The sequence below is a fragment of the Spiroplasma endosymbiont of Dasysyrphus albostriatus genome (genome assembly GCF_964019495.1).
Lineage (GTDB): Bacteria > Bacillota_I > Bacilli_A > Mycoplasmatales > VBWQ01 > Spiroplasma_E.
Window position 1 is genome coordinate 317,553 of the sequence record NZ_OZ026447.1, and the last position, 25,860, is coordinate 343,412.

The following is a 25,860-nucleotide window of genomic DNA, read 5'->3' on the forward strand; positions in this document are numbered from 1 at the left end:
AAACAATTGTGTTATATAATGAACACTAATTTTGACCTGAAAGGATTTTTATTAATGGATAAAATTAAACAAATAGCATTAATAATTAACAAATTAAATATCAAAGAAAAAATTAAAATTATCGATGATTGCAAAAATCAATATTCAATTAGAAACTTATGTCAATATCTTCAATTAAACAGATCAACATATTACTTTTTAAAAAATAAACAAAAACTTATTAAAAAAGAAAAAAATCATATTATTAATTGCAATCATAAATATCAAGAATTATGCCAACTTTTAATCGAATTTCATTCTACAAGAAAAGGTAGAATTTATGGATATTTAAGAATTTTTTCAGCTTTTAAAGAGTGATTAAAACAAGAGAAAAATATCATTTTAAATATAGAATTATCAACAAAACAAATGCGAAAAATTATGAAAAAACACAATATTCAAGGATTAAAACAAACTAAAAATAACTATCCTAAAAACAAAAAAAATCCAAATAAGTGAATACCTACAATGGATAAAGTAAACAAAGATTACAAAAGTACAACCGCTTCAAATCAAATTTGATCAATGGATACTAAACAAATAAACACCAAAGAAGGTTGACTATATCTTTTTGTAATTATTGATTTTTATTCAAATAATGTTGTTAGTTATAATACATTTTCAAATAAATCATATCAAGATTTAATTCTTCCTGCACTTGAAAAAATAAACAACCAATTTTCTTGAAATCAAATAAAAAACGTTATTTTACATTCAGATAACGCCAACGAATTTTATTGTCAAGAAATTACAAAATGAGCAAAAAACAAACAAATAATTTTAAGCAAAAAACAACCATATGATATTGGCGGTAATGTCATATCTGAAAATTGATTTTCACATTTATCTCAAGAATGATTGCCTAAAGACTCAAATCAATATTTAACAATCAATGAAGCTATTAATGATGTAAATCAATATGTTATGTTTTATAATTATGAAAGAATACATTCTAAATTTTTAAAACCACCAATATTACAAATAAAAATTTAGAAATATCTATCAAAATATGGTCCAGTAATTAGGGCTAACCACCGGCAGAAAATAGAAATTATTGTCAAAAATAAAGCTAAATATAAAATTCGCACAATGTGTCGTTTTTTAAAAATATCTAAATCAACATATTATTTTAATTTAAAGAAAAAAGAAAATAAAATCAAAAATAATATTTATGATGAAGCTGTTATTAGTGCTTTTAAAGAAAATAAAGAAGTTTATGGTACTAGAAGATTAAAAAAAATTCTAGAAAACCAAGAAATTTATTTATCGCGCAGAAAAATTAAAAAAATTATGAATGAACATAATTTAATATCAAAATATACTAAATTATCATTCAAAAATCATAATAACAAAGTTAACGATAGTCAAATAACTAATCTTGTTAATAGAAAATTTAAGAATAGGATTAAAAATGAAGTTAGTGTTAGTGATTTAACTTATGTACAAGTTAATGGTAGGTGAAACTATATTTGCCTATTAATAGACCTATTTAACCGCGAAATTATCGGACATAGTGTTGGAGTTAAAAAAGATGCATCATTAGTACATCAAGCATTTATGCAATCAAATCGCTGTTTAAAAGATATTCAAATATTTCATAGTGATCGCGGTAATGAATTTAACAATAAAATTATTGATAAACTTTTACTAGCATTCAACATTAACCGTTCTTTAAGTAAAAAAGGTTGTCCTTATGATAATGCTGTTGCTGAAGCAACTTTTAAAACTTTTAAAACCGAATTTATTAATGATAAAAATTTTACATCATTAATCCAATTAAAATTAGAATTATTTGATTACATTAATTGATATAACAATATAAGAATTCACAGCACTTTAAACTACTTAACTCCAGTTAAATATCAACAACAAATGTCTACCAAAAAATAGTCCTAAAAAGTGTTGCCATTCCATTTTATCATCCAAAAATAAATAAAAGTGATATTTTAACAAAACATATTTTATACAAAATTAATATTTAGAAAGTAAAAAATGTTTAATAAATTATCTCTAATTTTTATAGATATCTATTAGTAGAAATATTTAAATTAAACTTTAATCCTTATTATAAATATAAGGGTTTTATTATAAAATTTAAAATTAATTGTTGACAGTAGAATTTGGTATTGAAAATTGATATCATTATGTATAAATCTAAACAATCTTATTTAATTTAATTTTTTTATTTTAAATACTTATTTTAAATACAAAGGATGAAAACAATGAAAGAAACTAAACTTGAAATTAATGGACGTATTTTGACAGAGCAAGAAGCATTAAGATATCAAAAAATACAAGATTTATATAAGCAAAATTATGATATTTATGGGCGTAATTGAGAAAGAAATTATAATTGTGAAACTTTAAATAGCGAATTTAGAAATAAAAATAAAGAAGAGTTAGCAAAATTTGTTGCTAATTTACCTAATGATCAAATTAAAATGGCAGGTAGATTAATGACAAAAAGAGAAATGGGAAAGGGTTCAATCTTTGCTCATTTGCAAGATCAAACAGGTAAATTTCAAATTTATTTAAAACCAGAATATGTTAATCAAAAAAAATTTGAATGATTTGCAGAATATGCAGATTTAGGCGATTTTTTTGGTATTAAAGGTAAGGTTATGAAAACCAATAAAGGAGAACTAACAGTTCAAGTCTATGATATTGTAATGTTATCAAAAGCACTTAGACCTTTACCAGATAAATTTCATGGTTTAACAGATATTGAAGAACGTTATCGACGAAGATATGTAGATTTAATTATGAATCAAGAAACTAAAAAAACATTTTTACAACGTACACAAATTATTAATGAATTAAGAAGTTTTTTAAATAATAAAGGTTATTTAGAAGTTGAAACACCTATTTTACAAGAAGTATATGGTGGTGCTGCCGCTAAACCTTTTATTACTCATCATAATACATTAAAAACTGATTTATATTTACGAATTGCTACTGAATTACATTTAAAAAGATTAATAGTTGGTGGTTTTGAAAAAGTTTATGAAATTGGTAGATTATTTCGTAATGAAGGTATGAGTAAAAAACATAATCCAGAATTTACAACTATTGAAATTTATGTTGCCTATCAAGATATGAAATATATGATGGATTTAACAGAGTCTTGTATAAAACATTTAATTAATACAGTGCATAATAAATTAACATTAGAATATGATGAAAATATATTAAATTTTGAAAAATCATGAAAAAAAATTAGTATGATTGATTCAATTAAAAAAGCTATGATCAAAGATGAAGAGTTTACTAAAATTTTCCAAGAAATTAGTGATATGATTTTAAAATATCATAATATTGAAGATGATAATATTAGAAATATTGAAAAAAATAAAACATTTAAACTTATATTAAAACTTGCAAAAAATTATAAACTTCATATTCCAGATCATTATAATAGTACTGGTCATATTATTAATTTATTTTTTGAATCTTTTGTTGAAGAAACTTTAATTCAACCTACTTTTATTTTTGATTATCCAATTGAAATTTCACCACTTGCTAAATTAAATAAAAATAGTAAAGAGTTTACTGATCGTTTTGAATTATTTATTGCTGGTAGAGAATATGCAAATGCTTATTCGGAATTAAATGATTCTTTGCAACAATATAATCGTTTTGAAGAGCAAGTAAAAGAAAAAAATAGTGGTAATGATGAAGCAGCAACTATGGATTTAGACTTTGTTGAAGCATTGGAATATGGTATGCCACCAACAGGTGGATTGGGCATTGGTATTGATCGTTTGGTTATGTTAATAACTGGTCAAAATAGTATTAAAGATGTATTATTATTTCCACATATGAAACCCAGAACTGAAAAATAATTTTTGTGATAAATTTTTATTATATAAACATATAATAGTAATTTATCTTTTTTTAAAAAAAAGATAAATTAATTAGTTATAATCAAGATAGTTCTTTAGAATAAGGAGCGTTTTATTGTTATTAACACAAAAGATTGAAAAATATAAGTTTTCAAACCCATTGTTTTATTTAAAAACAATTAGTTTTTTTATTTTATAAATAAAATTTAGGAGAATAAGATTTATGCCTTGATTTAATCAATTAATAAAAAAATTTAGAAATTATCCTTTAACTGATGAAAATTTAGACGAAGTTGTTGAAACTTTTAAGAATTTTTTTAAAGAATACAATGAAAAAGATAATTTTTTTTCTAATTCAGAAGATACTGATTTTGAAAACCCAAGTACATCAGCACCATTAACTCAATTAAAAGAAAATAAAAAAACTGATTTAGATAAATTAATTAAAGAATTAAGAAATGATTTAAAATATAATTTCTTTTCTTATTTTTGAGAAAAAAAAGAAAATTTAAAATTAATTAGACAATTAGATTATTTTTTAATAGAACTTGATAGTAAAATTAAAGAACAAAATGAAAAATTATTATCCTTGGAGAAAAATAAAACATTAATTGAACAAAATAAAATTAATAAAGTTAGCCAAAATAGTACTGAGTTTACTGAAATCACAGATTATTTTAATCTTTTTAATTTTTTAAGTGAAACAATAAGTAATGATATTATTTTTTTAAAAACAATAAATTTAAACATTTTTGAAAATAAAAAAGAGTTTTTAAAAAAAACACGAGAATTAAAAATAAAAATTGATAAAGAAATTCGTAGGCTATATCAAAAAAATGAGGAATTAGAAAATAAAAAAGAGAAAATTTTTGAAAACCTTTTTAAAGAAGAAGTTATGACTCAATTAATTTTATCTTTTTGAGCATTTAGAATGAAAAGTGGAGATGAATATAAATTAATTTTAAATGAAGATAAAGATTTAAAAAGTAAATTTGATAAAAATTTTGTATTTTTCTTTGAATTAATAGATGACATATTTAACCGATATATTAAAAAAATTATTAAAAATGAAGAAAGAATATACAATGATATATTTGAAAAATATAATGATCGAGAAAAAGAATTAATAAGTGAACAAGAAGAAATTATTAAAACTAAAGATAAAGTGAAAGAAAGTATAGAATTATTTAAAAATGAATTAGAAGAAAAAAAAGAACAAATTAGAATACATGAGAAAGAGATAGCAGAAAAAAGAAAACAAATTGAAAATTTAGAAAAACGAAAGAAAAATATAAAAATTAAAAAAATTACTTACTTGCAAGATTTAGAAGAAAATAAAAATAATATTGAAAATCTAATATTTATTCCAAATATTTCAGATGATAAAAAAGGAAAAAAACAATATTTAAAAGAAATAGATGTAGTGATTAAAAAAAAGAATAGTGATATTAAGAAAAAGAATGATTATATTGCGGAGTTACAAGATAATATTACAAGACATGATACTGAGTTAAGTATTAATGATAAAAAAATAAAAAAAATTGAAGATAAAATTAATAAAATTGAGGATTTTTTTAAGCAAAATAAACATACGATGATGTTTGAACTTAAAAAAATAAAAGAAAAATGAATTAAAAATATTAGTAAAGATCAAAAAATATTTATTAATTTCTTAAAAGAAGTTAATAAATTAGAAAATATGGAATTTATTAAGATTATTGAAAATTATTGAGAACAAAATGCTGATAGTATTAAAAAATTTAATGAAAATTTTAACGTTCAAAATAATTTAGAAAACATAAGAGAAGAAAATGAAAAAATAGAAAATGAATTTAAAGATGATTTCACAACTTTAGAAATTAATTTTAAATTAAAAGAAAAAGAAATAATAGAAAACGCAATTAGAGAAAAAAAAGAAAAAATTCAGGAGTCTTTAAGAACAATTAATCAATCAAAATTAGTAAGTATTGAAATCCAAACCGAAATAAATGAAGAAAATGAGAAACCTAGTTGACAAGATCAAAAAATTGAAGAACAAAATAAAACCATTGAAAAACTAGAATTTCAAATAAATTATTTAGAAAAAAAATTAATTTCAATAAAGGAATTACATGAAGATGAAGTAAAAGATTTATCTACAACATTGGAAAATATTAGAGATTTTTTTGCAATGGAAATTAAAAAAACTACTGAAAATTGTGATAATTTAAAAAATAGTTTAAATAAAAAAAATTCAAAAAAAGAAGAACAAAAAATCTTAGAAAAATTAAATGAAGAAGAAATAAAATTAACATCTTTAAATGAAGTATGAAAATTAATAAGTACTGAAATTCCAGAGTTACAGCAACCTTTATCAGAAGAATCAAAAAATGCAAGCAAACAAAAATGAGAGAATATGGGCTTAATAGAATCTCAATTACCTTTGGAAACAAAAGCAGAAATATTAAATACAATTTAAACTAATAAGATTAAATTTATTATTGTATCAAGTTTAATTTATAGAAAGAGAAAAAAAGTACATTAGAAAAAAAGAGTATTTATTAATAAGAAAAATGAAAAAATAATACAAGTGATTATGAATAATAACTTAGAAAAAGTTAAATTATTAGTTAGGAATGCTGTTAGTATAAATTATGTAAATTAAAGATGGTTTCACTATTTTGATGTTAGCTATCAAAGATAATGATTTAGAGATAGTTAAGTATTTAATAGATAATAATGAAATCTTTATCAAGTAAATGAATATGGACATAATGCTTTAATGTTAGTCGTTTGAAATAATCATTTGGAAGTTTTTAATTTTTTTTAATGCAAAATACTAACGATATTTTAGATGAAGAAATTTTAGAACAAAATGAAGATAAATTATCAACATATGAAAGTATATTAAAAGAAAATAAAGACAAATTACCAACACATGAAGAAGCAATGAAATTTCAACAAAAAATTAATAAATCTGATTTTTTAAAGATGAAATAGATTGGCAAAAGCAATTATCAACGATAAAAAAATATATAATTTTTAATTCCTTTTATGACAATAATAATTTTATTAAAATATTAAAATAAACATTAATATTTTAATTTTAAAAAATGTATTTTTACCTATATGAATTTCCTTTTGCTTTTTATAAAAAAATAAGTTACAATTCTTAGTGAATATTTAATTATTATTTAGTTTAAGGAGAATAACAATCAAATGCGTAAATTAATCACTTTATTTTCAACACTTAGTTTACTTTCTTCTTCTGTGAGTACTATTGTGGCTTGTGGTACTGGAGATGGTTCAAAAATTCAAACAAATTTTGAAAACGAGCCATCAAACAAAGAAGGTGATCCGTTAGTTGATTATGTTTATAATAAATACTATCAATATGATACTAAACTTTTATACAAACCACTCGCTGCATTTATGCAACTAGCAGCAGACAAAATTAGAATTGATCGTAATGCATTAGAAGTTACAGATGCCGCTAGGGATTTTTATAATAGTGACCAATATAAATCAGGTAATTATGAGAGTATTAATTATAATGTTAATAATGATCCAGATAAAGTAATGAATGAACCATTTAGTTGTAAAGATGCAAATGGAAGTCTTTTAGTTTTTGGTTTAACTGATAATGATATATCTAAACAGCAATATTATGGTTATTGATATGTTACATATGAAACAGCAACAGAAGCAGAAAACCCTTCAAAAGTTGCTAAAACTAGTATTGTTTCACCAAAAATTACTGACTTTAAAGATGATAAAAATAAAACCATTATTAAAAAAGGTTGAATTCATTTATTCTTTATAATGAAAGATTCAAAAATGAACAAGACTTTTAAAATTGATTTTAATATTCAAATTGATGTAATTTTTAGTTTATGAGTTGATAAAAATAAAAAAGAAATAGTTATTATTAATCCAAATACTATTGATAAAGCTTTGGGTGATGTTGATTTTCGTAACCCAGATAAAGTGGTTCATGAAAGAATAAATAACATGGCTTTTTCAGAATTATAATGATAAATATTAAAATTGTTTGTATTGGCCAGTTGTCACAAACATATTGAAAATCAGCCGCCAAAGATTATTTAGAACGAATTAAAAAGCGAACTAATATTGAAACAAAAAATATTATCGAATCTAAATTAAATTCAATTCCTAATAATATTAAAATTGAAACTAATAAAATCACCGAATACATATCAAAGAATAATGATTATCAATGATTTTTATTAGATTTATCAGGACAATTAATAAGTAGTGAACAATTATCACAGATGATTAATAAAAATCAAATTTATCAACAAGGTAAAATTGGTTTTATTATTGGCGGTAGTAATGGTGTAGCACAAATATTAAAAGACAATATTAATTTAATTAAAATTTCCTTTGGTAAAATAACATTACCTCATCAATTATGTTATGTTGTTTTATTAGAACAAATATATCGTTCATTACAAATACTTAATAATCAAAGTTATCATAAGTAGTAGGTGAAAAAAATGTATAATAAAACTTTATTTGTTGATTCCTCATGATTAGAATTTTTTCAACAAGAATATAAAGAAGCATATTTTACTAAATTATTAGAAGATATTAAAAAGGAATATCAAACTTATCTTTGTTATCCTCAATGAGAAGAAATATTTCAAGCTTTTAAAATAACTCCTTTATCAAAGGTTAAAGTAATAATATTAGGTCAAGATCCTTATCATCAGCCAAATCAAGCTCATGGCTTAGCATTTAGTGTTCAAACAAATACTCCATTACCACCAAGTTTAAAAAACATTTTTCAAGAACTAAAAAATGATTTAAATATTGAAAAAGATAATGATGGTAATTTAACAACTTGAGCTAAACAGGGAGTTTTGCTTTTAAATACAACTTTAACTGTCAGACAAAGTCAACCTAATAGTCATTTACAATATCAATGAGTAACTTTTACTGATCATGTTTTATCATTTTTAAATTTAAACTGTACTAATCTTGTTTTTATTTTATGAGGTAAAAATGCAAGAAATAAAAAAATGCTAATTGATACAGAAAAACATTTTATTATTGAGAGTGCACATCCTTCACCTTTAAGTGCTTATAATGGTTTTTTTAATTCAAGACCATTTAGCAAAACTAATAATTGATTGATTTCAAAAAATAAAACTCCCATTAAGTGATAAAAATAAAAAAATACTAATTTTATTATATGTATTTAAGCAAACAATGTTATGATATATTTGTTAAAATTAATATAGTTTTAAAGAATATTTCGGGAATGGTGGTTATTTAAATGCCCAATAATTTAATATTTAATCACATATTTTCTCAACGATATGATTTAAATACCTTAAATTTATTTAGTAGATCTACAGCTATTTATTTAATTATTACTTTAAGTAGCATAATGTTAGCATATATTTTAATGAATAGTTTTTGAAAATGATTTCGTAAAGATAAATATAAAGGTGTTCGTTTTACTACTAAAAATATTGCTTATATAACAATGTTATCTTCAGTATCAGTTGTGGCAACTATTATTGTTTCTATTACGATACCCATTACAGTATTACCACCAATTAGAATTGCTTTTGAGGGTTTAATGATTAAAATAACCGGTTATATGTTTGGTCCAATTATAGGTATTATTTGTGCTGCAGTAACAGATATTTTAGTAATGTTATTTGTTCCTTCATATATTAGCGTTTATTATATGTTTTGTATTATTTTTACTGGTTTTTTGGCAGGAATTGCTGGAATATTTAAAGTAAAACTAAAAGATTATCCATGAGTTATTTTTGCTTTAATTAATTTTTTTATTATTTTCTTTGCTGGTGGCGGCATGTATATTGTTATTTCAGGTAAGCAATCATCATATTCTATGTCAGGAATTATTGTTAATAAATATGTTCTGGCTAGTATTATGGGTGGTGGTGGCATTATTGGCCTATTAAGTATTTATAGTGTTTTATTTTATTATTTATTGAAAAAAGAAATTTATAGAATTAAAGAAATTTTACCAATTATTTTATTAGCGGTAGTAGCTGAGTATGTAACAACAGTGCTTATAGCCTCCTATGCTGATATGACTTTATTTGTTCCTAATGCCAAGGATTATGGAGTAACAGCAATTATGAGAATTGTGCAAGCACCTCTTAAAATTATAATTAATTCAATTATAATTTATGTGACTTGAAGAACCGTTAATCCTTTAATTAATATTGATAATAATAATTATTAAATAAAGGATTTTAAAAATATGAATGAAGAATTTTTTAAAAAAATATCTAAATATTCAAATAAAGATTGTTTAAAAAAATTAAAAATTATTAGTCCAAAATATTTAAACAATAATATTAAGTATATTCATGTAACTGGAACAAATGGTAAAGGTTCAGTATCGCGTTTAATTTTTGCTATATTATCACAAACCTTAAAACAAAAAATTGGTTTGTTTACTTCTCCCCATATTGAGTTTGTTAATGAACGAATTATTGTTAATGATAGAATGATTAGTAATCAAGATTTAGTTCGTATTAGAGACTTGATTTTTGATGATATTGAATATTATCAATTAGGTTTTTTTGGTATTTTAACTTTAATTGCATTAATTTATTTTCAAGAACAAAATGTGCAATGAGCAATAATTGAAGTTGGGATTGGTGGAAAAATTGATCCTACAAATATCATTGATGCAACATATGCTATTATCACTTCAATTGGTAAAGATCATCAAGATAGACTTGGTAAAACTACATCTGAAATATTACATCAAAAATTGGGAATAGTAAAACCAATGACAAAAAATCTTTTTATTTCAGGTAATTTAAATAATAAATTAAAAAAGCAAATTGATATGGAAGGTTATAAACCTATATATTCTCCAAGATTAATCAACCAACCATACTATCAAGAAAATAAAAAATTAGTTTTAACAGTAATTTCAAAAACATTTTTAGAAATTAATATTAAACAAGCTTTAAAAATCATTAATGATACTAATATTAGATTACGATTTGAGAAATATCAAATTAATGATAAAACTATTTATTTTGATGCTACTCATAATATTGATGGTATTAAAGCATTAATTAAAACGCTAAAAATTAATAAAATTATTCCTCAACAAATTATATTTTCTTGTTTAAAAAATAAATATCCACAAAAATTAATTAGTTGTTTAAAAAAAGTCTCAGATAATATTATTATTTGTAGTAATAGTAATTTAAATAGTATTACTGGTGAATTTTTTGATTATCAAAAAATGATTGAATGTAGCCCTCATAAAATAATTTTAATTACGGGTTCTTGTTATTTTTTGGCAGATGTTTATAATTATTTAAGAACAAAGAAAATAATTATGATAAAAAAGGGTGGTAATTAAATGAATGTGTTGTTATTGAATATAATTAGTGGACTGTTAATTTTAATTACTTTTTTATTGATCACAGTTTTTGATTATAAAGATAATAAAAAAAAGATAAAGCAAATAAAATTTATTTGCTTAAGTGGAATAATGTTAGCATTAGCTGTTTTTTTAAATACAACAGGTGCTTTAATGTTAAAAAGTTTACCATTTTCTAAATATTTTGAAATTAAATTGGGTAATTTTATATTAGTTTTAATAGGTTTCTTTTGTGGTGGAATATTAGGGTTTCTTAGTGGTATTGCCAGTGATTTTTTAGGTTTATTATTTAGTACTAGTGGTGCATCACCATGTTTATTTTTTACTTTTACTAGTATTTTATGATGTATATTACCTTACTATTTAGTATTAAATTTTAGTAAAATTTATTATAGTAAAAAGACAATTTATTGATATTTGCCAATTGCTTATGCTATTACTTCATTAATTATTACTGGTACTGATCCTATTGCATTAAAAATATTATTTCCTGGATTACCACCTTTATGATTAATGTATTTTCCATTAAGAGTTATAAAATATCCTATTGATTTAACGGTTAATGTTTTTTTAATTATTACTTGTTATTCTGCATTAAAGAAAACTTTAAATTTAGAAAATCAATTTAAAAAATATTATTTCGCTACAGATCCGCAATCTTTACAATATAATAGAGTACCTGAAGAATAAACCAAAAAATAATTATTTAATTAAAATTTCTGATATTTTTTGTAACATTTTTAAATTTATCTCTTTATTGAGAATATATTAAATTAATAGTAATTTTTTAATATTACTATTTTAATTTTAATAGCATGTTTATTTTTATTGATATAGAAATCATGTAAAATGATTGTATTAAAATAATTAAAGATTAGGTGGTAAAGATATATGAAGAAATTACTAAGTAGTCTAGCAGTAGTAACTTTAATTGGAGTAACAAGTATAAGTGTCGTCACTTGTGGTGGAGAAAGACCTTCACCAGTAGAAAAAACTGATTTAAATACAGTTATTATTAAAAAGGAATTAGGTATTATTTACATTGGTCAATTGGACAAACCAAATAAATCTGAAATTTTAAAAGCCATTAAAGATAAAAATAAAGAAGCAATTGATCTAACTGAAGATGATTTTGATATTAAAAGTTTTATTGACACTACAAAAATTATTATTAATGGTAAAGGTACTTATAAAAACGAAGTTTCTTTATCTTGTACTATTACTAATTTTAAAAAAATTGGGAGCGTACCGATGTTGTCAATAATATTCAAATTTGTCTTAAAATTATAAAGTTAGACGAGAATAATTTTGACTTCAATATGCAATTGTATGTTAATCTTAACACTTGAAAAATATTAGTCAACAATAATACTTAATTTTATAACTCAAAAATTCTTATTAAAATTTAATTTAATAAGTTTTTAATATGTTATAATGTAATAAAGTCCTTTAAGATAAACCGTATACCGTTATGATTACTAAGCGTATGTAAAGTACGTGGTCTCTTAGGCAAATCCCTTAATTAGGGATTTTTATTTTATAATAATTGTACTGCTGTGTTTATTTGATAGCATTTAAAATTAACCATTTTTGTATACATATCAATGTTATAAGTTCTATCACCAATCATATGCTTTAAAATTTGTTTAATATTAGTTTCAGTAAAGCAACCAATATTTTCAACTAATGCTTGGTTTAATACACCATCTTTGGCATTAATAAAATAACCAACTTTTAATTTTTTATATTTTAAAGTTAATAACTGTAAAAATTCAATTAATTCATAATATTGACCTTTTGCAAATAAATTTATTGCATTTTGATAGTGTAAATTAGCAATTTTATCTTTTTTTCTTCCTGCCATTATCCCAAGAAATAAAACATGAAAAGCATGGAATTTATCTAAAATAAATTTAGCATTTAAAATTATAGCAGTTTTTCTAATTCATTTTGCACTATCGCCACAAACTATTAAATTTGCTTGGTCAAAGTTTTCAAAATATAAATGACCATATTTTTGAATAAATTTAGCTGTTTTTTCTGCGCCAATTTCTGTTTTTGATACTCTTATTTTACAAACTGCTCTTTTATTAATTAATTTTCCATTTTTCTTTTTACCAGTACAAAATACTAATAATCTCATAGAACATTTTTTACAATTTTTAGTATTGTGTTTTTCATTAAACTTAAATTTTCTATGTCCATCATCAATATTTATATATAAAGTTTGATTTGGTTGCAATAGTATTTTAGGGATATTTGCTTTTGGTAATTCAAATTTTTGATATGTTCTACAAACTGTACTATTACTTATTAAATCTTCAATAAAAGTATCACAAACATCACGATATTTTTTATCATCAGCAAAATATTTTAAAATTTGTTTAATAACATCTGGTGCTAATTTACTATACTTTTTAACACCAAGATAGTTATCTAGCAATGAAACAAATTCTTTTTTTTGTGTTTTTGGGTTATAATGTATACAAATACGTCGTTTATAATTTAATAAACCTTTTTTTGTTTTTAATTTTCTTTTTCTAAATCTATATGATTTATATTCAGATTTATCACATATACTTCATAAATAATCATCTATTTTTGCAAATAATTCTTCTGTTTGTTGTAAATTTAATTCATCTTGATTAAAATAGTGTTTGTCTCAATCAAAATGATTAGGGAATGGTAATATAAACATTTTTAATGTTCCTTTCTTTTTTAAATAATTTAATTTTAACTTATATATGTTAATTAAGGAGTAAATATGGCTTTTATCACTAGTTATGCACAATTAAATAAAAAATATAATCTTAATTTTAGTGATAATAATTATGGTTTTAGTTGAGATATTTTTAAAGCATTTGTTGGTGATGAATGAGCAGAATATTTTACTACTAATTGTTTTTATCGTTTTATACCAACAGCACGTGGAACAAGAAAAACTTGAAACTGCTTAGCATTTGATTTATTTATATGTTGTAATTTTAGTGATAGTAGTGTTCAAGAAGTAAGGCGCTATGAAAATACTCATAGTGAAACGACAATTGGTGCTTTAATGAATGTTTGTCAAGTTTTATTAGATATAGCTAACTAAAGTAATGTTTACTCATATCTTGAAAAACAAAATCAATCGCGTTTTTAATATTTGGTCAATAATTTGGTAATATTTTTCTTATATTATGTTTTATAGCAAATCAAAAATGTTCAATTGGATTTAAATTAGGAGAATATGGTGGAAGAAATAATAGTTTGCATCCAGCATTTTCAATTAATTGTTTTGTTGCTTTAGATTTATGAAACGTCGCATTATCTAAAACTATAATTTGTCCACACTTTAATACTGGAATTAGTATATTTTTAACATATGATTCAAAAATTTTACTATTGCAATGTCCTTCAAATGCTCATAGAGCTTTTAATTTACCTTTATTTAGTGCACCAATTATACTCATTCTCTTTATTTTATATGCAGGTTTATTATCAAATAATCTTTTACCTTTTTCAGACCAACCATATTTATAAAATTCATTATCATCAATTCCAGATTCATCAATATATACCAAATCTTCATTCATTATTTTCGCTATTTCTTTTAAAAAATCTTCTTGTTTATTTTTATCTCTTTGTTCATATAGAAAAGTTTTTTTATATGTATAATTTAGTTTTTTGAAATAGTTATAAACTGTTTCTTTTGTCATATCACCAAATTTTTCAATTACTTTTTGAACTGTAACATCTTTATTTTCTGCTAAATAATTTTTTAATTCATCTAAATCCTTTATTTTGTGGCTATGTCCTTTTTGATAATTCAAAATTGGTTTTATATTTCCGGTTTTTTGCTTTCTTTTTCTTCATAAAAATAAAGTCTTTCTAGTGATATTGAACACTTTACAAATTTCTTTAATTTTCATGTTTTTACTTTCATAAACTTCTATTACTTTTCTTCGTAAGTCCTCACTGTATGGTTTTGGCATAATTTAATCTTCCTAATCTATTTTAATTATTGCTGAATTATACTTGTAAGTGCAAGAATTGTTTAAATTACATATTATTATTTTACATTATTTATGAGTAAACATTACTTTCGTTAGCTATACATATCATATTAATTTATTACCTAATAATCCACATGGTATTAAATGAAAAATAACTAAGGATGGTGGTTGTATTATTTTTCCTAATAATCAACAAATTGACTTTATTGGTTATGCTAATGGTAATAAGATTTTTGGAAAAGAAGCAGGTGGTTCAAGTTTTTTAGGTTCAAGAACAGATGAAATAATCATGGCAGAAGAAAAAGAAACACTTACTGATAAAGAATTAACATATCGCTATGAGCGATTAGAAATATCTATGTTTAGAAGTAACAGAATTAAAGTGTCAAATGAACCAATTAAAGAATGAAATTGAACTTTTATTGATAAAAATATATATAGCCCTACTTTTGGAAAAAAGATTACTCGTTATTTTTATAAAAACTTTTTTATGACTTTTACATGCAATCCTTATGATAAATATCATCCATTTTATTTAAAATACTGTACGCCATTTTTACCATTAAATAATGAAGTAATGGAAAATCTTAAAAAAATTGGCAAAGTTTATTATGAAAATAAAGACATGTTTAGTGGTTTAGGTTTATTTGTTTTAAGATTTACTATTAAACCATTTTGAGATAAGTTACCGGATATCCAAAAAAGAAAATTATTAGAAATGAAAAAAAGTAATGAAGATGAATATAATACTGTTTATTATGGTTTTGAATTTTTAGATAGTGATGCAACAATTTTCCCATTTCAAAAAACAGTAAAATATTGACAATCATATGATTTAAAACAATTTTATAATCAAGAAAAAGATATGTATAAATTTGATTTTTATAGTGTTGGTATTGATTGAGCTACGGGACCAAAAGACCATACTGTATTTATGGTAGTTGGTTTTAAAGAATATAATAATACTGGTTATTATGATGCTTATATTATTTGTGAATTAGTAGTTACACCAAATGACTTTATAAATGAAAATGAAAAAATTAATGCTTATGTTAATGAAATTTTAGGATTAATGGATAATTTTGAAAATTTTGAACAAGCAATTTATTTTTATGATGATAAAGCAAGAACAGCAATGGATTGATTAAATCAAAAATTAATTGATGAACACAATACTATTTTAATAACACAAACTGCTATTAAACATGGTTCAAATTTAAATCAAGAAGCAGGATTAACTAATAGAGTAGTTTGAATGAGAAATATTATGAGTTATGGAAATTTTTATGCGAATAAAGATGATTTACCAAAAACTACTCAATGTTTAGAAGAATTACGTTATGATGAAACAAAAACTAACATTCCTGACAAGAGTATGTATCAAGACCCTTATGATGCATTATTTTATGCACTATATCCATATAAAAATGTAATTAGGGGTAAAAATAATGCTACTGTGAAAAAAAGTATCTTCACATTTGCTATATAATAAACAAGTTTAATATCATTAATAGTATAGGTATCACAAAATAAACGCCTTGCATTTAGGCGTTATTTTTCGTTTAAAAGCATACTTGTAAAAATAATCAAAAATAGTACAATTTTAAAGTAAAATCAAGGAAAAAAGGAGAAATTTATTATGAAAAAATGAATAAAAACAAATTTAAATAAAATAACATTAGCATTAGCACTAACTGGTGCAACAACTGGAACTATAGGATTAATCATGGGGGGGTGCTTACCCATGAAAATAGTAAAGATTTATCATTTTATAATTATGACCGTATAAAAATTGTTGGTGGTAAAGGAGCAATTATATGGTCACATAAAAGTGGAGATTATCATAAAATAGATTTATATTTTGATATTAAACCAAGACATCAAGGAGATATAAAATGAGATGGTAAATATCCTGATGGTTATTTTAACAAATAGTCTAAATTTCCAAGTTAATATAAGAGATATTTTCGTTGTATTTATCAAATAAAGTAATATTAGTTAAATTTATTTCTTGCTTATCAGTTAATAAAATTAAATCATAATTTCCAGAACTAAATATTCCACTAATTTCAATCCGATTTAAGTTATTAATCGGATTTTCAATTTGCAATTCAAATTCACTATTATTATCAATTTGTGAAATTTCTTTATAAAATTCTAATTTTGAAAATAATTGTGATTTATTTGAACCATACAAATTCAAAGCATTTTCAATTTTGGTTTTATTAATAATTGCTCTTGTAAAATATTTACCATATTCACCATTACCTAATGTTCAATCAGCAGGAATTAATGATGGTATATTATTACTTTCTAATTCGTTTGTAATAGACAATCAGTTAAATTGATTATCATCTAACTTAAATAATTCATTTTGACTAATATCATGATTTTTTAATTTAATATTGTTTATATCTGTAAAATCAAAATACTCAGATTTTAATATAACTTTTGCATCTTTAAATTGTCAAATTTCTTCACTACTCGGATGTATTGGATTAGATTTTAATTCAAAATAATATGGTAATAAAATTTTATTATCATCATTTAAACCTTTATTTATTGACATACTTGAAGCAATATTGTTAGATAACATAATAATTATTTTTTTAAATATTTGAACTTGTGGTAAATTAATATAATTTGGATAATCTAATTTTCACTGCTTAAATAAATTAGTAATTACATCATCAGATTTTTGTCCTTCAAATTTTGCACGTAATTCAGCAATTTTAGAAGTTAAATCATTTGGCTTAAATCCATCAAAATTACGATTATAATTATACGTATAAGTTAGCATGTCTAATAATACTTTTTGTAAACTATCAATTGGTGGTCTATCTTTTATTTCTAATTCAACATCATGAAATTTATTAGTTGTAGAAATAAATAAATTATAGTTACCTGCTAAAAATCATGATTCTAATTTTGTATCTTTTAATTCTAGTTCATCAGATAAGGGTCATACTTTTGAATTTTTAGTAACATCATAACCAATTTTAGCATTAGTTACTCTTGCATTATTAATAATTTCTTTTCTTGTTTCACTTCCACCACCAATAGCAATTAAATCTAAAACTGATTTTTCTTGTCCTATAAATTGTTTTGCTAAATTTCAAGGTAATATTTGTTCACTAAATCATTGTTCTAGTATTCTAACTTTTGGTTGAGTTTCAATAGGCATTGATAATAGCGGAAATGCTATCTTATCTTTGACAAATAACTTTGGGTATACTTCCATATTGTCAACTTCACCAAGTACCTTTATATTGCCAAAAATCATGCTTCTAGGAGCTTTAATTTTTAAACCAGTTACTTTTGTATCTTTATCTAATGGTTTTTGTAATTTAATAATGATTGGATAACCATCTCTTGTTTTAAAATCTTTAATTTTAATAATAGTAATACTTTTAGTACTTCTAGTTTTTGGATTTTGATAAGGTTGAGAATAATTATTAATGATATATAAATTATCAATATTATTTTCACTTAAAGGTTCATTAATTGAAACTGCATATAATTTAAATTGATTTAATAAATTTATTTCTTGAAATATTAAATTTTTAATATCAGTCATACTATATTCAATTGTATTATCATTAATATTTGTGCTAGCTCTTTGATTTAATTGCATAGTAAAGTCTGATGTTTCAGCAGCAGTAGTTTTTAATACCTTATCAATATCAATAAAACCTATTTTAATAGTATTTGCTGAAAATTTTAAAGTATTATTTTCATTATTTTTAAATAAACGTTCAATTTCATAAATATATAAAGTTCTTAGTTTAAATTCATCATATGCTCTTTTAAGCTCAGGGTCACCTTTGCTACTCATAAGATTAGTAAAGTCATAAGGAATATTATCAATTAAATAATCATTTTCTACTTCTGCTTGATTAAGTTTAGTTTGTTTCTGTGGAAACTTCGTTTGTGGTTTGTTGTTGTTTTCCATTGTTCTCTCCTATTAATTGGTTATTTTCGGGATTAAATAATTTTAATTTAACTATTAAATTATTAATTTCTTGGTCATCATTAATATTAAATGTTTTACTATTTAATAAATCTTTATCTAAACGTACTAATATTTGAATAAATTTAAGAATATCAATATTAAATTGTCATAATTTTTGTTCAATATAATTAATGGTTGAAATATTTACTGCTGTACTTTCGGGTACTGATTGTTGTGCAGATTTCTTTTGACTTGGTATATGAATACCACAACGTTTAAATATTTCATTAACATTTCAATCATATATATCAGTTAAGTTTTTACCTTTAAAGTTGCTATTTGTCATATTGATATTTTCGTTTTGTTCATTATTATCTCCACCACTTTTAAATATGTAGTTTTTAGTAACCAAAGTTCTTACTGCTTCTTCTAATGCTGATTGAACATTACCATAAGTTTGACTAAATATAAATTTAGGTGAATTTAAAATGGTATCTAAAACAATTTGTTCATAAATAACATCTAATGCTTTAATTTTATCCATTACTTTATCACAATCTGCTAACTCATTTGCTTTATTTCGCATAATTGCTATTGGTATATAGTTAATATTTAGTGTTTGTTCTTGTGCTAAATTAGGATTATTACTATATGTTCTAAAATCTAATGGAAATTGTTTTTTATTATCACTAATACTATAAATTGCACGATTAATAGTTACTTGTTCATTATTTAATGTATAAACTTCAAATAATCTTACAATTTGTGCATTTTGTTGATAACTATCATAAAAAATAGTACATTGAATTAATTTACCAGTAATATCATAAACTCTTTGTTGGATATCTACTACTTGAAAATATAAATCATCATTAGCAATAAAAATTAAATAACCACTAATTCCTAATTTACTTAATTTAAAAATAGAATTTCAATTTTTTCTATAAAACTCTTGTTTAATTAAATATTGTTTAATAGTTTCATTATTAATATCTAATGGAGCATTATATAAATTAGCATTATTTTCTGCTACAAAATCAGTAAAATAAGTTTCATGATTAAAATCATTAAAACCAAAATAATTTAAAATGGAAGCATGTGTACTTTTATTTTTATTATTTAAAAATTTTACTTTTTCATTTTGATTATCACTAATATTACTTTTTTCTTTTCTCTTAAATGGATTTAACATAATATTCACCACCTTTCTAAAATATTTGATTAATTTTTAATACAATTTTTACTATAATAAATATAATTAAACCTGCTGTTGCAGAAGATAATAAAACTCCTATTAAACCTAAAATAATTTTTATTATTTTAAAAAACATAATATTATTCCTGTAATTCTTCTAATTTTCATACATTACCTTTTAAATTACCTTTTACAGTATAAATAGTAATCAATTTTGCATGTTGAACTGATAAAATTACTATATTAGCACTATCATTAAAGGTTTGTATTTGTACACCAGCAATTTTTTTATTAGTTATAATAAATTCTTGAATAGTATAAACTGGATTATATATACTTCAAGAATAATAAACTCTATAATGTTTATTCTCTTGAAAATCATAAGTAATTTGTCAATTATCTCATTTATTTTTTTCTCTTGTTCCTACTTCTTTTCAATTTGAACCACTTGGAATTGGTGTTGGATTATTTTTTAATTCAATATCTCAAATATTTTCTTCTATTTCATTAGTTTCTAAACTTTTTGAACTAATTTTAATTGGTTTATCTATATTAATTACATTTGGTGAAGTAATATCTAATGTATTGCTTTTAATTTGATAAGTATTTTCTTTTAATTCTTCAAAACTAAATATAGCACCACCATCAATTTCACATTTAATAAATAAACTTCACTTATTAGATTTAGTATAATCAGCCTTAAGAATTAAAGAAGCATCTTTATTATCAATTTTACCAATTAAAAGAGTTCATGTACCAGTTCCAACTGCTTTTGCTGATTTAAACAATAACATTAATGGATAACCATTTTGTTCAGGTGCATTTCTGTGTCATGTTATAAATACCCGATATGTTTTATTAAGTTGAATATCAAAATTATCTCATGTTCTATTATCAACTCTATTTCCTATTACAACTCAATTTTCTTTATCTTGCTTTTTATCTATTTTATCATCAATATATTTTTTATTTGGAATATCTAAATCATCAGTTATATTAGGATTATTTCTATAAATTAAAGTTTTTCCACCAACATTAGTTTTAATAACTTCATTAACTAATCTTGTAGTACTATCTTTATCATCTTTATTATTAAAAATCTTATCTTGTAAATTATCTATTTTATCTTGTTTTTTATTTACACTTTCACTAATTCATTGTTTAATAACTTTATTAGGTGGTATTCCTAAATCATCACCAAATTGACCAGTTGGTAATTTATTATATTTTAATTCTCCATATGTCATATTTTCATTTATCAATAATAATTTATTTTGTTTTTTGTCAATTTTTTCATCAACATATTTTTTTGTAGTTGCATCTTTTTCTTGTTCTGGTTCACCAATATAAACAATTCTTTTATTATTAGCAGTAATTAATCTTTTTTCTTTAGGTTGAATAATATTAGGCGAATTAGAGTCTACTTCTCATAATGATTCACCACTACCACCAGTAGCACTAATTTTATTATTTTCATCAATAGTTATATTAGTACCAGCAATTAATTTATTTTGTTTTTTATCTAATAAATTATTAGTTTCTATTTTTGTATAATAATCACGTTCAGTATTTTCTTCTGCTATAAATTCAGTTGGTGTACCTATTCCTTGATATTGATATATATTATGAATTATTGGTTTATACTTTTTTGTGTTATTAGTAGCAATAAACTTTATCAATATTAACATCAATATTTTCAATTATTATTTGCTTTTGTTCTATTTGACTATTAGTAATTCTTATATTAGATTTAGTTAATTTATTATTACTTATAATAAGTTGTTTACTATCGATAAAATAATATGTTCAATCAATAATACATCATGTATCTGTTTTAATATTTTCATTTTTAACTTTCTTTCATAAAGGACTAGTTTCAATATTAAATCAATTATTTTTAACATCATTAATATTTTCATTTGCTTTAATTAATTCAGTATTTAATTTGGTAATTTCATTTTCATTTGTAGTAATTCGTTTTTGTTGTTTAGCAGAAAAATCACAAGTTGGTGCATGTGTATAATCACCAATTTGTGGATTATTTTGTAATGCTTCTGGTGGTAATGTTCCAATTTCATCTGGTCAATCTAAAATCATTGTTTCAGTTTCTTTATCATAATCTGTTGCAACATAACCTTTATTAACAAATTTACTAACAGGACCTCTATATATTTCATTTTCATTATCATCAACTAAATCATCATATAATTTAATTTGTTTTGATAATGTAAATTCTTTTTGTTGTTCAATTAATTCATCAACTTGATTTCTAGTATAAAATGCTTTTAAGTCAATTTTTTCAATATCTATTTCATCATCATTATAACTTGAAAATATTTGTTTTAATTCTGTTAATCTTGCTCATATTTTCATTCTACTAGGTGCTAAATCTCAAACATTAATCGTAGGAGTACTATTTGCACTAAATTGACTACCATTATTAAATTGAATAGTAGCATCAACATTAAATTCAATTGGTGTACGATTAAATACTCAATGTTCAACCATTACATAAACCATATCTCTTAATGTTTCTTTAATTAATTCATCTTTAAAACTATCAAAAGGAAATTTAGATAAAATAAAATCAAGATAAGCATTAATATCATTTTGAGCACGAATAGCAAAAGTTTTAAATCAATCATTAACATTAGGTCATGTCTGTATATATTGCTGTGGGGTTTCTGTAATTTTTCCAGTTAATGGATATCAGTTATTATAATTTTCAAGACTGACATCAGTTCAAAGTTTATTAATCATAATTTATCATTCCTTAAAAAATGCTTTTTTATAATGCTTAGTTTTTGTTTTAGTTTTTCTATGTGATATATGGATAATTTCTTTTTGTAACTTTTTCTTACCTTTTTTTACAACTTGACTATATGCAAATTTTTCTAAATGATGTAATAGTCCAGTGCCAAATAAAGTATTAACTGAAAATTTTAAACCAACACTTTTAAATGATTTATTAATATTTTCAATAGGATTATTAATAACATTTACTACTTTATGATAAGTTCTTACTATTCTAAATATTTCTCTATATACTTTAAAACTATCTCTAATTACTTGTTGAACCACTGGTGGAGCAAATGCTATTGCTTTTAATCATTTATTATGATTAACACCATAACCAATGTATCAACCACTATATCAACGATATCAATGAAATGGATGTATTTGAGTAACAAAAGTTTTTGCTTTAAGAATACTATCAACAACTGTAATTGGTTTATACTTAGGATTACGATGATAAATAGTAATTGCACATTTATCTAATGATAAAGGTTGAATTTTACAACCCATAAATACTGGTGAATTTAATGGAATTAATTGTGCATGTTTAATTGCTCTTTTCTCTGCACTAGTAAATAAATCAGTTGCTTTTTCTTTTAATTTATTAATTTTTTCAAATACTTGTTTTTCTAACTTTTCAAATTTTTCTTGTAATTTATATATACTTTCTCGTATTTTTTCAAAATATGGTGTATCTTTTCAAAATTTATTTAAACCTTTTTTTAAATAAAATCTAATATCAAAATATTTAAAAGTTTTATTTGCTTTTAAAACAAGTTGATGAATAACATTATTTTTAAAATTAAATTTAATAGCATTTGCACGAATTTTTTGTAAATCCAAAATTAAAGATTTACCATATCTATTTTCTGTATGTATTGTATGAACTAAATTTAATCAATCATGTTGGTTCATAGATAGTACTTTTTTTAAATCAGTATTAAATTTTTTTAAAAAGTTATTTGCTTTTTCGATATCTTTAATTTTAAATTTAGGAGTTAATTGTGGACTTAATTTTATTAATATATTTTGTAATAATAAGTGTTCCATTAATTTTTCTGTTTCTAGTTTTTGAAAATTATTCTTATATTGTCTTTCAGCAACATAACCTAAATCTCGTAATACTGTTTCACGATTAGGAGTAAAACTATAATTCATTAAATAACGTTTATTACCAATAATTTTATCTGTTAAAATTTCTTTTCCACTTACTTGACTAATAATTTCTTGTAAGTTTTTTACTTCTTTAATTCCAACTTGTTCTAATGTTTTAGTTTTTTGTGCTAATTTAATAAATTTAGTTGTACGATAACCACGACTAATTTTATTAAGTCCAGCAAATGCAGGAAGTATATTAAAGAAAGTATTTAATTTTGTTACATTTCCTTTTAAATAATCATAAACTTGATTAATAGTAAAATCAGTTAAAAACTCTACACCAACAGCACTAATACTAGCAACTAAATCACTAGCACCTAATCCAAGTGCAAAACTTTCACTTAATCCACCAGTAAAAGGAGCAAGTGCTACTGCTATAACTTGTACACCAATCATTTCTAAAATTTCTCATCAAAAACTTTTATTTTCTTGTTGTTTACTTATTCTAGTATGTTTTGGTTTATTTATGTTTAAAAGTATTGCTGTACTAGTTGTACCAATTGGCATGGCATTTAATTTCCTTTATTTAAGAGTTATTTTAATAGGATTAGTTGTTCCTTTATAATTTAAGTCATTAACATTTGCAGTAATAGTTATATATAAGTCACCTGCTTTTTGTTTTTGATTACTTACATTAGTTTTCCCTTGTGCATCACTAAAATATTTAATAGTTGGATTTGTTAAATTTGGATTTAATGATTTAAGTTCATCTGTACTTTTTATTTGTGTATTTAATTCACTATTATTGTTATTAACATTTGCAGTAATATTAGTTGTTAAATTTGTAATTTTAGTTTTTAAATCAGTTTTCTCTGTTTTAATAATTCCGCATAACATTCATCTTGATGTTGTTTCATTATTGGAAATATAAGGTATTGATTCTCCAACAACTTCACCAGCAACTTTATATGCTCTTCCTGCTTTAGCATCTTTAATAAAGTCTACATAAATAATTGTTCTTTCTAACATGTATCTTTTCATTGCTCTTGGTGTTGCTAAAACAAAAGTCATTAGTTGTTGTTCATTTTTATCATTAGTAAAAATCATATAATCATCAAGAACGATTTCACATAATACACCTTTTACATATAAATTATTTCCATTTAAACGTAATTGTTGCGCTAACTGATTATCGGTGATTAAACCTTTATTATCTGCTAAATAAACTAAACTATCATAAAGACCATTAGTAATAAAAAATTTACTATTTGCAATGTTTCTAAATTGAAACAAAGTATTTCAAGCAGATAACATTGATTTTAAATATCCTATTGGTGTTGTATCTTCAATATCTATTTTAGTAGCAGATTTTGCAATTGCTTCTGTATCATCAATTGCTAATTTATCTGCTAAATCATTTGCAACTTCATATTGCATACTATAGCTAACGAAAGTAATGTTTACTCATAAATAATGTAAAATAATAATATGTAATTTAAACAATTCTTGCACTTACAAGTATAATTCAGCAATAATTAAAATAGATTAGGAAG

Annotated in this window: 26 protein-coding genes; 17 read left to right on the plus strand and 9 right to left on the minus strand. The window is 22.5% G+C overall.

Annotated elements, in window-relative coordinates; translation table 4 throughout:
• Window positions 1-18 precede the first annotated feature (18 nt).
• From AACL11_RS02035 to AACL11_RS02090, 13 genes are all read left to right on the plus strand, one after another.
• Window positions 19-1,032: an IS3 family transposase gene (locus tag AACL11_RS02035; RefSeq protein WP_338986622.1), complete on the plus strand. Its 1,014-nt coding sequence runs from the start codon at window positions 19-21 to the stop codon at window positions 1,030-1,032.
• 27 nt (window positions 1,033-1,059) lie between these two features.
• Complete coding sequence (locus tag AACL11_RS02040; RefSeq protein ID WP_338988469.1) at window positions 1,060-1,929, plus strand: IS3 family transposase; 870 nt, start codon at window positions 1,060-1,062, stop codon at window positions 1,927-1,929.
• A 332-nt stretch (window positions 1,930-2,261) separates the two neighbouring features.
• Window positions 2,262-3,881, plus strand: coding sequence for a lysine--tRNA ligase (locus AACL11_RS02045; protein WP_252319084.1), 1,620 nt, complete (start codon window positions 2,262-2,264; stop codon window positions 3,879-3,881).
• A 223-nt stretch (window positions 3,882-4,104) separates the two neighbouring features.
• Complete coding sequence (locus AACL11_RS02050) at window positions 4,105-6,339, plus strand: hypothetical protein (RefSeq protein WP_338987947.1); 2,235 nt, start codon at window positions 4,105-4,107, stop codon at window positions 6,337-6,339.
• A 181-nt stretch (window positions 6,340-6,520) separates the two neighbouring features.
• The gene (locus tag AACL11_RS10520; protein WP_422397941.1) at window positions 6,521-6,619 is read left to right on the plus strand and encodes an ankyrin repeat domain-containing protein; all 99 of its coding nucleotides are present in this window, start codon (window positions 6,521-6,523) and stop codon (window positions 6,617-6,619) included.
• A gap of 70 nt (window positions 6,620-6,689) precedes the next feature.
• The gene (locus AACL11_RS02055; RefSeq protein ID WP_338987949.1) at window positions 6,690-6,860 is read left to right on the plus strand and encodes a hypothetical protein; all 171 of its coding nucleotides are present in this window, start codon (window positions 6,690-6,692) and stop codon (window positions 6,858-6,860) included.
• 219 nt (window positions 6,861-7,079) lie between these two features.
• Window positions 7,080-7,892, plus strand: coding sequence for a hypothetical protein (locus AACL11_RS02060; protein ID WP_252320437.1), 813 nt, complete (start codon window positions 7,080-7,082; stop codon window positions 7,890-7,892).
• Window positions 7,892-8,365 (plus strand): 23S rRNA (pseudouridine(1915)-N(3))-methyltransferase RlmH, encoded by a 474-nt coding sequence (locus tag AACL11_RS02065; protein ID WP_252320439.1) that lies wholly within the window; start codon window positions 7,892-7,894, stop codon window positions 8,363-8,365. Before AACL11_RS02060 ends, AACL11_RS02065 begins: the two co-directional genes overlap by 1 nt.
• Window positions 8,366-8,377: 12 nt before the next feature.
• A complete protein-coding gene (locus AACL11_RS02070; protein ID WP_174481457.1) occupies window positions 8,378-9,049 on the plus strand; it encodes a uracil-DNA glycosylase in 672 nt (223 codons plus the stop codon).
• A gap of 110 nt (window positions 9,050-9,159) precedes the next feature.
• The gene (locus AACL11_RS02075) at window positions 9,160-10,107 is read left to right on the plus strand and encodes a hypothetical protein (protein WP_338987951.1); all 948 of its coding nucleotides are present in this window, start codon (window positions 9,160-9,162) and stop codon (window positions 10,105-10,107) included.
• Between the two features lie 18 nt (window positions 10,108-10,125).
• Entirely contained in the window at window positions 10,126-11,250 is a 1,125-nt protein-coding gene (locus AACL11_RS02080) for a bifunctional folylpolyglutamate synthase/dihydrofolate synthase (RefSeq protein ID WP_338987952.1), read from the plus strand.
• Window positions 11,251-11,961: a hypothetical protein gene (locus AACL11_RS02085; RefSeq protein ID WP_338987953.1), complete on the plus strand. Its 711-nt coding sequence runs from the start codon at window positions 11,251-11,253 to the stop codon at window positions 11,959-11,961.
• 201 nt (window positions 11,962-12,162) lie between these two features.
• On the plus strand, window positions 12,163-12,561 hold the full coding sequence (locus AACL11_RS02090) for a hypothetical protein (protein WP_338987955.1): 399 nt from the start codon (window positions 12,163-12,165) through the stop codon (window positions 12,559-12,561).
• Between the two features lie 247 nt (window positions 12,562-12,808).
• Here AACL11_RS02090 and AACL11_RS02095 read toward each other — a convergent pair whose 3' ends face one another.
• Entirely contained in the window at window positions 12,809-13,969 is a 1,161-nt protein-coding gene (locus AACL11_RS02095; RefSeq protein WP_338987860.1) for an Mbov_0401 family ICE element transposase-like protein, read from the minus strand.
• Window positions 13,970-14,035: 66 nt separating this feature from the next.
• On the opposite strand from AACL11_RS02095, the gene AACL11_RS02100 reads away from it, so the two are divergent.
• On the plus strand, window positions 14,036-14,365 hold the full coding sequence (locus AACL11_RS02100; RefSeq protein ID WP_338987957.1) for a hypothetical protein: 330 nt from the start codon (window positions 14,036-14,038) through the stop codon (window positions 14,363-14,365).
• On the opposite strand, the gene AACL11_RS02105 is transcribed toward AACL11_RS02100, so the two are convergent.
• Window positions 14,358-15,245, minus strand: coding sequence for an IS630 family transposase (locus AACL11_RS02105; protein ID WP_338987959.1), 888 nt, complete (start codon window positions 15,243-15,245; stop codon window positions 14,358-14,360). The two genes, AACL11_RS02100 and AACL11_RS02105, sit on opposite strands and share 8 nt — an antisense overlap.
• Before the next feature lie 49 nt (window positions 15,246-15,294).
• On the opposite strand from AACL11_RS02105, the gene AACL11_RS02110 reads away from it, so the two are divergent.
• The 3 genes from AACL11_RS02110 to AACL11_RS02120 all read left to right on the plus strand — a co-directional run bounded on the left by AACL11_RS02110 (window position 15,295) and on the right by AACL11_RS02120 (window position 17,201).
• A complete protein-coding gene (locus AACL11_RS02110) occupies window positions 15,295-16,755 on the plus strand; it encodes a hypothetical protein (RefSeq protein WP_338987961.1) in 1,461 nt (486 codons plus the stop codon).
• A 150-nt stretch (window positions 16,756-16,905) separates the two neighbouring features.
• Window positions 16,906-17,055 (plus strand): hypothetical protein, encoded by a 150-nt coding sequence (locus AACL11_RS02115; RefSeq protein WP_338987962.1) that lies wholly within the window; start codon window positions 16,906-16,908, stop codon window positions 17,053-17,055.
• The gene (locus AACL11_RS02120; protein ID WP_338987964.1) at window positions 17,001-17,201 is read left to right on the plus strand and encodes a hypothetical protein; all 201 of its coding nucleotides are present in this window, start codon (window positions 17,001-17,003) and stop codon (window positions 17,199-17,201) included. The genes AACL11_RS02115 and AACL11_RS02120 overlap by 55 nt, the downstream gene beginning before the upstream one ends.
• Window position 17,202: 1 nt before the next feature.
• On the opposite strand, the gene AACL11_RS02125 is transcribed toward AACL11_RS02120, so the two are convergent.
• The 7 genes from AACL11_RS02125 to AACL11_RS02155 are packed head-to-tail and all read right to left on the minus strand — an operon-like array spanning window position 17,203 to window position 25,819.
• Complete coding sequence (locus AACL11_RS02125; RefSeq protein WP_338987965.1) at window positions 17,203-19,218, minus strand: hypothetical protein; 2,016 nt, start codon at window positions 19,216-19,218, stop codon at window positions 17,203-17,205.
• The gene (locus AACL11_RS02130) at window positions 19,169-20,410 is read right to left on the minus strand and encodes a hypothetical protein (RefSeq protein WP_338986711.1); all 1,242 of its coding nucleotides are present in this window, start codon (window positions 20,408-20,410) and stop codon (window positions 19,169-19,171) included. Before AACL11_RS02130 ends, AACL11_RS02125 begins: the two co-directional genes overlap by 50 nt.
• A 16-nt stretch (window positions 20,411-20,426) precedes the next feature.
• Window positions 20,427-20,549: a hypothetical protein gene (locus AACL11_RS02135; protein ID WP_338973392.1), complete on the minus strand. Its 123-nt coding sequence runs from the start codon at window positions 20,547-20,549 to the stop codon at window positions 20,427-20,429.
• Between the two features lie 4 nt (window positions 20,550-20,553).
• Window positions 20,554-22,101 (minus strand): hypothetical protein, encoded by a 1,548-nt coding sequence (locus AACL11_RS02140; protein WP_338987966.1) that lies wholly within the window; start codon window positions 22,099-22,101, stop codon window positions 20,554-20,556.
• A complete protein-coding gene (locus AACL11_RS02145) occupies window positions 22,070-23,173 on the minus strand; it encodes a hypothetical protein (RefSeq protein ID WP_338987968.1) in 1,104 nt (367 codons plus the stop codon). The genes AACL11_RS02140 and AACL11_RS02145 overlap by 32 nt, the downstream gene beginning before the upstream one ends.
• A 3-nt stretch (window positions 23,174-23,176) precedes the next feature.
• Complete coding sequence (locus AACL11_RS02150; RefSeq protein ID WP_338987852.1) at window positions 23,177-24,874, minus strand: hypothetical protein; 1,698 nt, start codon at window positions 24,872-24,874, stop codon at window positions 23,177-23,179.
• Window positions 24,875-24,889: 15 nt separating this feature from the next.
• Window positions 24,890-25,819: a hypothetical protein gene (locus AACL11_RS02155; protein ID WP_338987969.1), complete on the minus strand. Its 930-nt coding sequence runs from the start codon at window positions 25,817-25,819 to the stop codon at window positions 24,890-24,892.
• Window positions 25,820-25,860: the final 41 nt, after the last annotated feature.